Genomic DNA, 13506 nt, shown 5'->3' on the forward strand with positions numbered 1-13506 from the left:
TTCTGCGCTAAAAAAAAGGGCTTATAAATGCACGAAGGTGTGATGAAGGCATGGCTAGAATCTTCACATTTAAACGGCGGTAACGTTGCTTATGTAGAAGAGCTTTATGAAGCGTATTTAGATGATGCGACTTCGGTGCCAGAAGAATGGCGAGAAGTGTTCGAACAATTACCGAAAGTTGACGGTGTGGATGTTGAAGTTAAACATTCAGAAGTTCGTGCACAATTTGCGGCGCTTGCTAAAAACAAGCATAGAGAAGTAGTGGTAGCAGAAGGTGGAGGCGGTGACCTTAAACAAGTCAAAGTGCTTCAGCTTATAAATGCTTTCCGTTTCCGTGGTCACCAAAATGCCAATCTAGATCCACTAGGAATTTGGCAGCGTGAACGCGTTCGAGACTTAGCACTTGAATTCCACGATTTATCTGAAGCTGATTTTGACCGCGAGTTTAATGTAGGATCGTTTGCTGTAGGCCGCGACACTATGCCTTTAGGTGAGTTATACCAAGCCTTAAAAACCACCTACTGTGGTTCCATAGGTGCTGAGTATATGCACATCACATCGACTGAGGAAAAACGCTGGTTACAACAACGTTTGGAATCAGTACAGTCACATCCCAAATTCAATAAAGATGAAAAGCTACGTATCCTAAAAGGATTGACGGCAGCAGATGGTCTTGAAAAATATTTAGGGTCTAAATTCCCTGGAGCAAAACGCTTCTCACTCGAAGGTGGTGATGCGCTTGTTCCTATGCTTAAAGAGCTTATTCACCGGGCAGGTGAAAGTGGCCAGCAAGAAGCTGTTATTGGAATGGCTCACCGTGGCCGCTTAAACGTACTTGTAAACGTACTCGGCAAAAATCCGTCTGAGCTTTTTGATGAATTTGCCGGTAAACATAAAGAAACATTAGGCTCAGGTGATGTTAAATATCACATGGGTTACTCATCTGACTTTGCTACTAAAGGCGGAAAAGTGCATATGGCACTTGCTTTTAACCCATCTCATTTGGAAATTGTTAATCCAGTAGTAATGGGTTCAGTGCGCGCACGTCTAGACCGTTTAGGTGATACATCGGGTATTAAAGCATTGCCTATCACCATTCATGGTGATTCAGCTGTGGCTGGTCAAGGTGTAGTACAAGAAACATTTAACTTGTCGCAAACTAATGGCTTTAGCTGTGGTGGTAGTATCCGCATCATAGTTAATAATCAGGTTGGCTTTACTACTTCTAAGAAAGCAGATGTTCGCTCTACAGATTACTGTACTGACATTGCTAAAATGGTTCAGTCACCTATTTTCCACGTTAATTCAGATGATCCTGAGGCTGTTGCATTCGTAACGCAACTCGCGCTTGATTTTAGAAATCAGTTTAAACGTGATGTAGTGATTGACTTGGTTTGCTATCGTCGTCATGGCCATAACGAAGCAGATGAGCCAAATGCGACTCAACCAGTCATGTATCAAAAAATTAAAAAGCACCCAGTTCCTCGTGCAATCTATGCTGATCAACTTATAAGTGAAGGCTCGTTAAGTGAAGACGACGTAAAAGCTATCGCGAATGATTACCGAGATGGTTTAGATGGTGGAGATTGTGTGGTTGAGGAAATTCAACCAGAAACTTCTCATTCTTCTGATTGGGCTAAGTTTGTTGGTCATGAATGGAGTGTCGACTACGATGCCAGTGTTTCAGTTCAAAAATTAAAAGAGCTGGGCGAAAAGATAGCCAGCTACCCTGAAGGGTACAATGCACAATCGCGCGTTAAGAAAATTTACGACGACCGCAAGCTTATGGCTGCTGGCGAAAAAGCACTTGATTGGGGTATGGCAGAAACGCTTGCTTATGCAACAATCGCAACAGAAGGCACTGATATTCGTCTGACTGGACAAGATACCGGGCGTGGTACTTTCTTCCATCGTCATTCGGTTATTCATAGTCAAGATGATGGTGCAACGTATACGCCTTTACAGAACTTAAGTGAAGACCAAGGCGCATTTCAAGTATTTGACTCGGTGCTTTCTGAAGAAGCCGTTGTGGCTTTTGAATACGGTTATGCGACAGCAGAGCCTACGTCACTTGTTATTTGGGAAGCACAGTTTGGTGATTTCGCAAATGGTGCACAAGTTGTATTTGACCAATTTTTAAGTTCTGGTGAACAAAAGTGGGGACGTTTATGCGGCCTAACAATTTTGTTACCACATGGTTATGAAGGTCAAGGCCCTGAACATAGCTCTGCACGTCTTGAGCGTTTCTTGCAACTTTGTGCTGATCACAACATGCAAGTATGTGTGCCTTCAACTCCTGCACAAGTTTACGCTATGCTACGTCGCCAATCAGTTCGACCACTGCGTCGTCCTCTGATTGTTATGACACCTAAGTCACTACTTCGTCATCCACTTGCAACATCATCATTAGAAGAACTTTCTGAAGGTGTTTTCTACAATATGATTGATGAAATTGATGATATTGCGGCTGATAAAGTTGAGCGTGTTGTGTTTTGTAGCGGTAAAGTTTACTACGAACTATTACAAGAGCGTCGTAAGCAAGAAATCGATAATATTGCCATTGTCCGTGTCGAGCAGTTATATCCGTTCCCACACGACGAAATGGAAGCGATAATGCAAAACTACCAGCATGTTAAAGACTTTGTTTGGTGCCAGGAAGAACCACAAAACCAAGGTGCTTGGTATTGTTCTCAACATCATTTTGTTGAAGCTCTTCCAGAAGCTGCTAAGTTAAAATACGCAGGGCGTAAAGCATCAGCATCACCAGCATGTGGTTATATGTCAGTGCATACTAAAGAACAACAAGCGCTCGTTGCCGATGCGCTTACTATACAAAAGAAAGGATAAGCAATGAGTACAGAAATTAAAGTTCCTGTTCTTCCTGAGTCGGTTGCTGATGCGACTGTTGCAACATGGCACGTAAATGTTGGCGACAAAGTAAGCCGTGACCAAAACTTAGTTGATATTGAAACAGATAAAGTAGTTTTAGAAGTGGTTGCCCAAGATGATGGTGTGCTTACTGAGATTTCAGAAGAATCCGGTGCGACTGTACTTGGTGACCAAGTAATTGGTTTAATCGGCGAAGCCGATGAATCTTCTTCAACAAAAGATGAAGCGTCACCAGAGGCTGAGTCTAAATCTGAAGAGAACGAAGATAAACCAGAAAAATCAGAAGACGCTCCAGCGGCTCAAGAAGCTCCAGCATCAGAAGGTAAAAAAGTGGATATTAAAGTACCCGTACTTCCAGAATCAGTTGCTGATGCAACAATTGCTACTTGGCATGTACAGCCAGGTGACGAAGTAACGCGAGACCAAAATCTAGTTGATATCGAAACAGATAAAGTTGTGCTAGAAGTGGTCGCCCAAGAAGATGGTGTAATGGGTGATATCATCAATGATGAAGGTGATACTGTACTCGGTGAGCAAGTCATTGGCTCAGTTAAAGCTGGCGGCGCTCCTGCTAGTAAGTCTAAATCAGATACAAAATCAGATGCTAAAGCTGAAAAGTCATCTTCAGATTCAAGTGATTCGAGTGAAAGCTCAGATGTTCTAACACCTTCTGTACGTCGTTTAATCGCCGAGAAAGGACTAGATGCATCAAAAATTAAAGGCTCGGGTAAAAATGGCCGTGTGACTAAAGAAGATGTAGATAAATTCTTAAAAGCACCAGCCTCAGAAGCTAAAGCTGAGTCATCTACCGCTGCAGCACCTATGGGTGACCGTTCACAAAAACGAGTACCAATGACACGCTTGCGTAAAACCATTGCTAATCGTTTACTTGAAGCGAAAAATTCAACAGCGATGCTAACTACATTTAATGAAGTGAACATGAAGCCAATCATGGATCTTCGTAAACAGTACCAAGAAGTGTTTGAAAAGCGTCACGGTATTCGTTTAGGCTTCATGTCTTTTTATGTTAAAGCTATTACTGAAGCACTTAAGCGTTTCCCTGGTGTAAATGCATCTATTGATGGCGATGATATTGTTTATCACAATTATTTTGATATCAGTATTGCAGTATCTACTCCTCGAGGCTTAGTAACTCCAGTACTTAAAGATTGCGACAAGCTTTCAGTTGCTGAAATTGAAAAAGGCATTCGTGAATTAGCACTTAAAGGCCGTGATGGTAAGCTTACACTTGACGAAATGACCGGCGGTAACTTCACTGTTACTAATGGCGGAGTGTTCGGTTCATTACTTTCAACACCTATTATTAACTTACCGCAGTCTTCTATCTTGGGTATGCACAAAATTCAAGACCGTCCAATGGCTGTAAATGGTAAGGTAGAAATTCTACCAATGATGTACTTGGCGTTATCATATGATCATCGCCAAATTGATGGTAAAGAATCAGTTGGTTTCTTGGTAACTATTAAAGAGTTATTAGAAGATCCAACTCGCTTATTACTGGATGTTTAATTCAGTAGTATAAAACCTAAGCTGCGGATATATTTCGCAGCTTTTTTTTGCGCCTTTGGTCGTACTGGGGTTTTCATGTTAAGCCTTGGGATCTATACTAGGAGCGCAATTTGGGATAGCTGTTTATTGCATAAGTATTCAGCTCTTTTAGTATAAAAATTTGGATAAAGCATCATGAATTTGCATGAGTATCAGGCAAAACAACTTTTTGCCGAATATGGTTTACCAGTTTCTCAAGGTTTCGCTTGCGATACACCTGAAGAAGCTGCAGCAGCTGCCGAAAAAATTGGCGGTGATGTATGGGTTGTTAAAACTCAGGTTCACGCCGGTGGCCGTGGTAAAGCTGGCGGTGTTAAGCTAGTTAAAACAATCGATGAAGTTAAAGAATTCGCTGCTAACTGGTTAGGTAAAAACTTAGTTACTTACCAAACAGACGAAAATGGTCAGCCAGTAGCTAAAATCTTGGTTGAAAGCTGTACAGATATCGCAAACGAACTGTACCTAGGTGCGGTAGTTGATCGTGCTTCTCGTAAAGTTGTTTTCATGGCGTCTACTGAAGGCGGTGTTGAAATTGAGACAGTTGCAGAAGAAACGCCAGAACTTATTCACAAAGCTGAGATCGACCCATTAGTAGGTCCTCAAGCTTATCAAGCACGTGAACTAGGTTTCAAGTTGGGTCTTAACCCTACACAAATGAAACAGTTCGTTAAGATCTTTATGGGTCTTGGCAACATGTTCAACGACTTCGATTTTGCACTACTTGAAATCAATCCGTTAGTTATCACAGATGAAGGTAACCTTCATTGTCTTGATGGCAAAATTGGTATCGATGGTAATGCGCTTTTCCGTCAACCTAAAATTCGTGAATTCCACGATCCATCTCAAGAAGATGCACGTGAAGCACATGCAGCAAGCTATGAACTTAACTATGTAGCATTAGACGGTAACGTTGGTTGTATGGTTAACGGTGCAGGCCTTGCGATGGGTACTATGGACATCGTGAACCTACATGGCGGAAAACCTGCTAACTTCCTAGATGTTGGTGGCGGCGCGACTAAAGAGCGTGTTTCTGAAGCGTTTAAAATTATCCTTTCTGACGATAATGTTAAAGCTGTTTTAGTTAACATTTTTGGCGGTATCGTACGTTGTGACATGATTGCTGAAGGTATCATTGGCGCAGTTAAAGAAGTTGGCGTAAATGTACCTGTAGTTGTACGTTTAGAAGGTACTAATGCCGAATTAGGTCGTGACGTTCTTAAGAGCTCAGATCTTGACATCATTGCTGCTGAATCACTAACAGACGCGGCTGAAAAAGTTGTTGCTGCTGCGGAGGGCAAATAATGTCTGTATTAATCAATAAAGATACAAAAGTTATCTGTCAAGGTTTCACTGGTGGTCAAGGTACTTTCCACTCAGAACAAGCACTTGAGTACGGTACACAAATGGTTGGTGGCGTAAGCCCAGGTAAGGGCGGTCAAACGCACCTTGGTCTTCCTGTATTCAACACTGTCCGTGATGCAGTACAAGAAACTGGTGCAACAGCTTCAGTTATCTATGTACCAGCACCTTTTTGTAAAGATGCAATCTTAGAAGCTATCGATGCTGGCATTGAGCTTATTGTTTGTATCACTGAAGGTATCCCAACGCTTGATATGGTTGACGTTAAAGTTAAGCTTGACGAAACAGGTACTCGAATGATTGGTCCTAACTGCCCAGGTGTTATTACACCAGGTGAGACTAAGATTGGTATCATGCCTGGTCATATCCACAAGCCGGGTAAAGTAGGTATTGTTTCTCGCTCTGGTACTTTAACGTACGAAGCTGTTAAACAAACTACAGACGCTGGTTTCGGTCAGTCTACGTGTGTTGGTATTGGTGGTGACCCAATTCCAGGTACTAACTTTATCGACGTTTTAGAAATGTTCGAAAAAGATCCACAAACAGAAGCAATCGTAATGATTGGTGAAATTGGTGGTACTGCAGAAGAAGAAGCTGCAGAGTACATCAAAGCTAACGTTACTAAACCTGTTGTTTCTTACATTGCTGGTGTTACTGCACCAGAAGGTAAGCGTATGGGTCACGCTGGCGCAATCATCGCGGGCGGTAAAGGTACTGCTGATGAAAAATTTGCTGCATTAGAATCTGCGGGCGTTAAAACTGTACGTTCGTTAGCTGAAATCGGTAATGCACTTAAAGAAAAAACAGGCTGGTAAGCTCGTTTTACTTTAAATTGAGGCTCGCTTAGGCGGGCCTTTTCCTTAAGAGCTAAGTCTCTTTTACTTTATACTTTCTTTACACGATTTATACCCAGCCTAAAGAAAATAAATTAATCCCCCTTGGCCTCTTACATTTGATAAGTCTTTCAAACAATAGTTATTTGTTAATAACAGCTGCTAATATAAAATTTGATTTTGGTATGTCCATAGCTAACGAAGTGCTACCTTAAGAGCAGTAAATTCTCGCTATTTATTATGATTTTAATTTTGAAGTAACCACACCCAAATATCACTATAATGGTACTGCTGATGCTTGTAGAAGTGACGAGTAGTAACGCTCGCCACTATTGATATAAAAGTTGCAAATTAGGACGTATTTAGCCTTTATACTCAGTACTGTACAAGCTATTTAGCGTTCTACCAATAAACAGTAGCTGCCGGGAATACTGCAATATATCCTCTACTTAACCTAAAACACGTTAAAGTAACCTCGAAAGATATAAATGCGATTAAACGCTACCAAGAACCACAGCGAGAGATTAAGTGTACAGCTCAGTGTTTAGTAACTAATATGCTGGAAAAAACGCACTGTTAAATCTTGTCGTTTTGCATTTATAGCAAGGTCAGCGGTAATGCCGTTAATTACCGATTCAACCTGATTCATAAAACGACCAAACCCCATATCGTGTTGGTCTAGTTGATTTGCGACAATAATAAAGTGTAAATTTTCAACTAACATATTATCTTCCCAATAATGACTAAATTGCTCCTTTTGCGAGTTTTGGTTGAAGCTGAGTTTCTGCCACTCATTATTACCATCAGTATTATCTATTTTACTATTTCTGACTATCGGCATTGTGCCATTTGCTATCATAGCACCAAGAGTAAGCTCTTTTGAGCGGCACTGCTGGAGAAATTGCGTGTAAAAAAACTCATAAAATACAGTGTACTGATGAATATTCAATAAGTGTTGGAACTGGGTCTTTAAACTACGCGTAATGGGTAATGAAAAAGTGGCGTAGGTCATTTCATTGTGCTCATCTGGTATTAAGCACTGTCTACTTTTATAACGGGGATACAAGCTGCGTAGCTTATAACCGTAACTTTGTTTATGACCTTTTGCTTTCGCAAATAAATCATAAGTTAGGTGCTGATGGTCGCGTAATTTTACTGGAGTGTCGTTGAATATTGATGATTGCAGTTCATCAATCACTTTTTTAACTTGGTTATGAAATATCGCTGCGTTGGCACGTAAATCATCGCCGGTGGCTAAAAATAACAATCTTACTTTTTTACTTTGCTTATGTTTATCTATAAAGCAGCGATGTGCCTCATGGTATTGCGGATTATAAAAAAACAGTATTTGTTTATCAGTTTCTAAGCAGTATGCTTCTTCATGGAAGCGTACTACAGGCAATTTATCGTTAGCTATAACATGCACATTATGAAGTTCATACTCATCACATAAGGCGAATAATTGGCGTGAGATGCGATCATAGCAGCTATTTAAATCGCTAAACTGTGCATAAAAAGTATCATTAGGTTTAAATTCTGCGAGTAAATAATGATTCGCTCGCGCTATAGTTGGTATATATACTCTATGTTGAGATGAAAGTGCCATTTTTAATCCTTAAAATTGGTTATTAAATCTTCACAATGGTAACGACTTTGAATGACCCTTTTATTGCGTTGGCGCAATACTTTTATTGTTTTATCGTATTTATTTGGTTTGTATTGTATTGGTTCGCCATAATATCTAATAAACCCGTATCTATTGCTGTATGTTAACGCTTGTTTTTGTAATAATGTATTCGTTTTGTCACCATGCAATATTCAGAGGATTATACTCCTATGGCGGAAATTGAGAATCGCCCAAGTAACTTTATTCGAACCCGAATTGATGAAGATTTAGCAAGCGGGAAGCACCCAAGAACGCATACCCGTTTTCCACCTGAACCCAATGGTTTTTTACATATTGGCCATGCAAAATCAATTTGCCTTAATTTTGGTATTGCCAAAGATTATGACGGTCTTTGTAACCTACGTTTTGATGATACCAACCCAGAAAAAGAAGATATCAATTACGTAAACTCAATCAAAGAAGACGTAAAGTGGTTAGGTTATAACTGGGATGGAGAAATCCAATACTCATCAAATTACTTTGATGAGTTATACAACTATGCCGTTGAATTAATCGAAAAGGGGCTGGCATATGTTTGTTTTTTAACTGCCGAGCAAGCACGCGAATATCGTGGTACGTTAAAAGAGCCTGGAAAAAATAGCCCAACTCGCGATACTAGCCCTTCTGAAAACCTAGCGTTATTTGAAAAAATGCGCGGAGGTGAATTCAAAGAAGGTGAATGTGTACTGCGTGCAAAAATTGATATGGCAAGTTCGTTTATGGTTCTTCGTGACCCGACTTTATACCGTGTCCGTTTTGCTAATCACCATCAAACATTAGATAAGTGGTGCATTTATCCAATGTATGATTTCACTCATTGTATCTCTGATGCACTGGAAGGGATCACCCATTCATTATGTACATTAGAGTTTCAAGATAATCGTCGTTTGTATGATTGGGTATTAGATAATATCAGTATTGAATGTCATCCTCAGCAAATCGAGTTCTCTCGTTTAAATCTCGAATACACCATAATGTCAAAGCGCAAGCTTAATGACTTGGTCATAAATGAACATGTTGAAGGTTGGGACGATCCTCGCATGCCTACGGTTGCGGGTTTACGGCGTCGTGGTTACACGCCTGCATCAGTACGTGAATTCTGTGCGCGTATAGGTGTCACCAAGCAAGAAAATATGGTTGAAATGGGCATGTTAGAAGCTTGTATTCGTGAAGACTTAAATGAACACGCGCCGCGAGCAATGGCTGTACTTGACCCTGTCAAAGTTGTAATTGAAAATTATGACGCTGATAAAGTTGAAGTTCTGTCTGTAGCAAATCATCCAAATGATGAAAGCATGGGTCGCCGTGAAGTCCCGTTCACTAAAGAACTTTACATTGAACGTGAAGATTTCCGTGAGGAAGCCAACAACAAATTCAAGCGTTTAGTTACTGATAAAGAAGTTCGCCTACGCGGGGCTTATGTTATAAAAGCTAATCGTGTCGAAAAAGATAAAAATGGTGAAATCACCACAATTTACTGTAGTTATGATGATGAAACTCTGGGTAAAAACCCAAGTGATGGTCGTAAAGTTAAAGGGGTTATACATTGGGTATCGGTAAGCGAATGTATCAGTGCAGAAGTGCGTTTGTACGACCGCTTGTTTAATATACCGAACCCGGCTGCAGCTGAGGATTTTACAGCAACATTAAATCCAAATTCATTGGTAGTACTAAATAACGCCAAACTTGAACATTCATTGGCAAGTGCTGCACCAGCACAAGCTTTCCAGTTTGAACGTACTGGGTATTTTTGTCGTGATACTAAAGCTGAAAATCTAGTATTTAACCAAACGGTTGGCCTTAGAGATTCATGGGCTAAAATGGATCAAAAGTAATCCTGCTATATTCCTACCTCATAAAGTTGGGGTAGGTAACGACCTATACTTTTAGGTGCAATAAAATACAAACATAAAAAAACCTGCAATTTGCAGGTTTTTTTATTATCGATAGTAATTATTGACTATCGGCGTAGGCTTTACAGGCCGCAGTATCATAGCATTCACCGTATAAATACAACGAATGATTTGTTAGTTTGATACCACTTTCATCAGCAATTTCAACTTGACGTCGCTCAATCATATCGTCTTCAAACTCTACAACCTTACCACATTTTAAGCAAACTAGGTGGTCATGGTGAGTGCTGCCAGAAAGTTCAAATACTGATTTACCACCTTCAAAGTGATGACGGCTTACAATTCCAGCATCATCAAATTGGTTTAAAACACGATAAACTGTCGCTAGACCAATCTCTTCGCCTAGGTCTAAAAGAATTTTGTAGACATCTTCAGCGCTGATGTGTTGGTTATCTGGAGATTGTAAAATCTCTAAAATTTTAATACGCGGTAAAGTAACTTTTAAACCGGCTTTCTTTAATTCCAAGTTGTGATCAGTCATTAATCTGTCTCAATGTTTATTTGGTTATACTAGACACCTTACAAAGATGTGCACGACACATTAGCATCGATTAGAATAACGCGCCTGTGAAATAAGTGCAAAGAACAATTCGTTAATTATCAAAAAAGGCTAACTATTTGATAGTTCTTTAAACACTTATCAGCTTAATCTGCTAATTCGCTTAAACACATTTCTTCATATACTTGAGCTGACCATTCTTTAACTCGTTGCTCAGTGAGTTCTGGTTGACGGTCTTCATCAATGCCTAATCCAACAAAGTGGTTTTCATCAGCCATCCCTTTTGAGGCCTCAAAGTCATAGCTTTCGCTTGGCCAATGGCCAACAACAATCGCACCACGTTCAGTGACAATATCATTAATCATGCCCATCGCATCAAGGAAATACTCTGCGTAATCTTCTTGATCGCCACAGCCGAATATAGCTACCAACTTACCGTCAAAATCAACTTCTTCAAGTTCTGGGAAAAAGTCATCCCAATCACATTGTGCTTCGCCGTAGTACCATGTTGGAATGCCGAATAAGATCAAATCAAATTCCGCTATTTCTTCTTTAGAACTTTTTGCAATGTCATGCACTGCCACTAGCTTTTTACCTAATTCTTTTTGAATCATCTTTGCTATATGTTCTGTATTGCCTGTATCACTGCCGAAAAAAATACCTACGCTTGCCATGAAATTAAAACCTTCTATGTATCAATAGCCAATCTTTCTTGTAAAATTGTTTCGATCAATGCGCTGCGGCTAATATCTTGCGCATCAGCCATATCACTAAGAGCCTGATATAGCTGAGATGAAACCTTAAATTCTACACGCTTTAAACCGCGTGCTTTATCTCTTTTTATTTGATTACGCTTATTTACCTTTAACTGCATCTCCCTTGTTAGGGGATTAGTCTTTGGTCTGCCTGGGCGTTTTTCGTAATCAAATAAATCGAGAGTTGTACGATCTGTTTCTGATTTGGCCATGGTTAAACCACACCCGCACCTTGCCAAAAGACTTGAATAAGCCCCTTTGCAATAAAGCCTGAACAGCCTAAAAATAGCACTAGCCAGACGATATAGCGGCCAAATTTTGGCACATCACCGCGCTTAAGCACATCTTGAATGGCCATACCGATAAAAAAGAACACACCGGCTAAGCCAAAATACAACCCTAAGGTATCAAATTCGTTAATTAACTGACTGACCATCAACGTATAACCTTTAAATTAAACGGCGCGTACTATAGCACACAAAATTGTAATAATTTAGGGTGTGATATCAAAAAAACATGATTAAATTCTTGCCATTTAAGAATTTAAAAAATCTTTAATCACCTTATTTACTGCTTCGGGTTTTTGCGCGTGCAACCAGTGTCCAGCGCCATTTATAACCTTAGCTTGTGCTTTTGGAAATAAGTTCATAATGGCACTGCGGTGAGATGCCAAAATATAGTCAGAATCATTTCCTTTGACAAAGAGTGTATCACATAAATAAGAATCATTTGCTTTAATCCCTGATAAAATATGTTTATATTCTTGCTCCAGCACAGGTAAATTAAAACGCCAAACAAATCGACCAGTATCGTCTTTGGCAAAGCTTTTTAATAAAAATTGTCTGACACCCAATTCATTAATATGTTCCTGCATTAAAGTATCAGCTGCTTTACGCTCATTAAGTTCATGCTTGGCTACTTTATTTAACGCCTTAAAAATCTCATCATGGCTAGAGTTATAAGAAACCGGGGCTATATCAAGCACCACTAACCGAGAGACAATCTCAGGGGCATTAAGTGCAACTTGCATGGCTACTTTTCCACCCATTGAATGACCTATAATATGGGCTTTCGCTATATTTAAATGACTCATTAATGCTTGTACATCATTGGCCATATCAGTATAAGTCATAGTTTGCGAATGAAATGACTTGCCGTGATTGCGTAAGTCAATGTTGGTAACTGTAAAGTTTTCAGATAATGGTTTAGCAATACTATTTAAATTTTCAAGGGAACCAAACAAACCATGAATAAGAATAACATGAGGACCTTGGCCAGATTGTACATAGTTTAATAACATGGTTGTCTCCTAAATATAGTCGCTGTATTTTGCCTCGCGAAATAACAAATTGCAAAACATAGAGAATTAAATCAGGTTTGGGTATAATCAAACACGAAGAAAAAATGTGACCCGTAATGACAGGAATAACATGAAAAAAATTGACATAGACGACGAGTTATATCAATACATTGCTAGTAATACACAAAGTATCGGCGAAAGTGCTTCTACCATTTTACGTCGTTTATTAAATCTCAGTGGCGAAACAATCGCCCCTGTATCAAGTGATTCTTCAGTAAGTTTGAGTAAAGAACCTGAACAGGAAAATATTACCAACGCTGAAGAGGCGGCTACTCAAACCAGCCTACCAGCACCTGTCACCGCAGTGACACAAAAAAATGCTAATGTATTTAACATACTAAATAAAGAAGAGCTTGCCATGCAAAAGGGCGTGGTAGGGCGTTTCTTATTTATCCTATCGGCATTTTATAGAACACATAAAACTGATTTTGCAAACGTACTTGAGATCAAAGGGCGTGATCGTGTTTATTTTGCCACCACAAAAAAAGCATTATTAGAAAGTGGTAGCAGTATGAATCCTAAAAACATCCCTGATACAGAATATTGGGTGATGACTAACTCAAATACAACGCGTAAAAAAATGATGTTACATGAAGTTGCACTGTGTCTTGATTACAGTGCCACTGACGCTGAAAAAATTCGTGACTACTTATAAGGAATATT

At 39.7% G+C, this 13506-nt stretch carries 12 protein-coding genes; 6 read left to right on the top strand and 6 right to left on the bottom strand.

Annotated elements, in window-relative coordinates:
* Positions 1–27: 27 nt before the first annotated feature.
* The 4 genes from sucA (at position 28) to sucD (ending at position 6632) form a co-directional block, all read left to right on the top strand.
* The gene (sucA, locus tag ACT3S9_RS06885; RefSeq protein ID WP_441995875.1) at positions 28–2847 is read left to right on the top strand and encodes a 2-oxoglutarate dehydrogenase E1 component; all 2820 of its coding nucleotides are present in this window, start codon (positions 28–30) and stop codon (positions 2845–2847) included.
* Between the two features lie 3 nt (positions 2848–2850).
* Positions 2851–4419 carry a 2-oxoglutarate dehydrogenase complex dihydrolipoyllysine-residue succinyltransferase gene (gene odhB, locus ACT3S9_RS06890; protein WP_441833872.1) on the top strand — a complete coding sequence of 523 codons (1569 nt, stop codon included), beginning with the start codon at positions 2851–2853 and terminating at the stop codon, positions 4417–4419.
* 174 nt (positions 4420–4593) lie between these two features.
* Entirely contained in the window at positions 4594–5760 is a 1167-nt protein-coding gene (gene sucC, locus ACT3S9_RS06895) for an ADP-forming succinate--CoA ligase subunit beta (protein WP_441833871.1), read from the top strand.
* On the top strand, positions 5760–6632 hold the full coding sequence (gene sucD, locus ACT3S9_RS06900) for a succinate--CoA ligase subunit alpha (RefSeq protein WP_441833870.1): 873 nt from the start codon (positions 5760–5762) through the stop codon (positions 6630–6632). Before sucC ends, sucD begins: the two co-directional genes overlap by 1 nt.
* Positions 6633–7194: 562 nt before the next feature.
* Here the strand turns inward: sucD and ACT3S9_RS06905 are convergent.
* Positions 7195–8256 (bottom strand): DUF3083 family protein, encoded by a 1062-nt coding sequence (locus ACT3S9_RS06905; protein ID WP_441833869.1) that lies wholly within the window; start codon positions 8254–8256, stop codon positions 7195–7197.
* A 230-nt stretch (positions 8257–8486) separates the two neighbouring features.
* Between ACT3S9_RS06905 and glnS the strand changes: the two genes are divergently transcribed.
* Positions 8487–10151: a glutamine--tRNA ligase gene (glnS, locus tag ACT3S9_RS06910; protein ID WP_441833868.1), complete on the top strand. Its 1665-nt coding sequence runs from the start codon at positions 8487–8489 to the stop codon at positions 10149–10151.
* Between the two features lie 118 nt (positions 10152–10269).
* Here the strand turns inward: glnS and fur are convergent, their stop codons facing one another.
* The 5 genes from fur to ACT3S9_RS06935 all read right to left on the bottom strand — a co-directional run bounded on the left by fur (position 10270) and on the right by ACT3S9_RS06935 (position 12783).
* Positions 10270–10710, bottom strand: a complete 441-nt coding sequence (fur, locus tag ACT3S9_RS06915; RefSeq protein ID WP_441833867.1) for a ferric iron uptake transcriptional regulator — start codon at positions 10708–10710, stop codon at positions 10270–10272.
* A gap of 164 nt (positions 10711–10874) precedes the next feature.
* A complete protein-coding gene (gene fldA, locus ACT3S9_RS06920) occupies positions 10875–11402 on the bottom strand; it encodes a flavodoxin FldA (protein ID WP_441833866.1) in 528 nt (175 codons plus the stop codon).
* 14 nt (positions 11403–11416) lie between these two features.
* The gene (gene ybfE / locus ACT3S9_RS06925; protein WP_441833865.1) at positions 11417–11695 is read right to left on the bottom strand and encodes a LexA regulated protein; all 279 of its coding nucleotides are present in this window, start codon (positions 11693–11695) and stop codon (positions 11417–11419) included.
* A 2-nt stretch (positions 11696–11697) separates the two neighbouring features.
* Positions 11698–11919 (bottom strand): DUF2788 domain-containing protein, encoded by a 222-nt coding sequence (locus ACT3S9_RS06930; RefSeq protein WP_441833864.1) that lies wholly within the window; start codon positions 11917–11919, stop codon positions 11698–11700.
* Positions 11920–12018: 99 nt separating this feature from the next.
* Positions 12019–12783, bottom strand: coding sequence for an alpha/beta fold hydrolase (locus ACT3S9_RS06935; RefSeq protein WP_441833863.1), 765 nt, complete (start codon positions 12781–12783; stop codon positions 12019–12021).
* 130 nt (positions 12784–12913) lie between these two features.
* Between ACT3S9_RS06935 and seqA the strand changes: the two genes are divergently transcribed.
* Positions 12914–13498: a replication initiation negative regulator SeqA gene (gene seqA / locus ACT3S9_RS06940; protein WP_441833862.1), complete on the top strand. Its 585-nt coding sequence runs from the start codon at positions 12914–12916 to the stop codon at positions 13496–13498.
* Positions 13499–13506: the final 8 nt, after the last annotated feature.

Source organism: Pseudoalteromonas sp. AOP31-A2-14, assembly GCF_052378035.1.
Taxonomy (GTDB): Bacteria; Pseudomonadota; Gammaproteobacteria; order Enterobacterales; family Alteromonadaceae; genus Pseudoalteromonas.

What these genes read in the sequence shown, in the direction of transcription:
- sucA (WP_441995875.1), top strand. Translation starts at nt 28, where the DNA reads ATGCACGAAGGTGTGATGAAGGCATGGCTAGAATCTTCACATTTAAAC.
- odhB (WP_441833872.1), top strand. Translation starts at nt 2,851, where the DNA reads ATGAGTACAGAAATTAAAGTTCCTGTTCTTCCTGAGTCGGTTGCTGAT.
- sucC (WP_441833871.1), top strand. Translation starts at nt 4,594, where the DNA reads ATGAATTTGCATGAGTATCAGGCAAAACAACTTTTTGCCGAATATGGT.
- sucD (WP_441833870.1), top strand. Translation starts at nt 5,760, where the DNA reads ATGTCTGTATTAATCAATAAAGATACAAAAGTTATCTGTCAAGGTTTC.
- ACT3S9_RS06905 (WP_441833869.1), bottom strand. Translation starts at nt 8,256, where the DNA reads ATGGCACTTTCATCTCAACATAGAGTATATATACCAACTATAGCGCGA.
- glnS (WP_441833868.1), top strand. Translation starts at nt 8,487, where the DNA reads ATGGCGGAAATTGAGAATCGCCCAAGTAACTTTATTCGAACCCGAATT.
- fur (WP_441833867.1), bottom strand. Translation starts at nt 10,710, where the DNA reads ATGACTGATCACAACTTGGAATTAAAGAAAGCCGGTTTAAAAGTTACT.
- fldA (WP_441833866.1), bottom strand. Translation starts at nt 11,402, where the DNA reads ATGGCAAGCGTAGGTATTTTTTTCGGCAGTGATACAGGCAATACAGAA.
- ybfE (WP_441833865.1), bottom strand. Translation starts at nt 11,695, where the DNA reads ATGGCCAAATCAGAAACAGATCGTACAACTCTCGATTTATTTGATTAC.
- ACT3S9_RS06930 (WP_441833864.1), bottom strand. Translation starts at nt 11,919, where the DNA reads ATGGTCAGTCAGTTAATTAACGAATTTGATACCTTAGGGTTGTATTTT.
- ACT3S9_RS06935 (WP_441833863.1), bottom strand. Translation starts at nt 12,783, where the DNA reads ATGTTATTAAACTATGTACAATCTGGCCAAGGTCCTCATGTTATTCTT.
- seqA (WP_441833862.1), top strand. Translation starts at nt 12,914, where the DNA reads ATGAAAAAAATTGACATAGACGACGAGTTATATCAATACATTGCTAGT.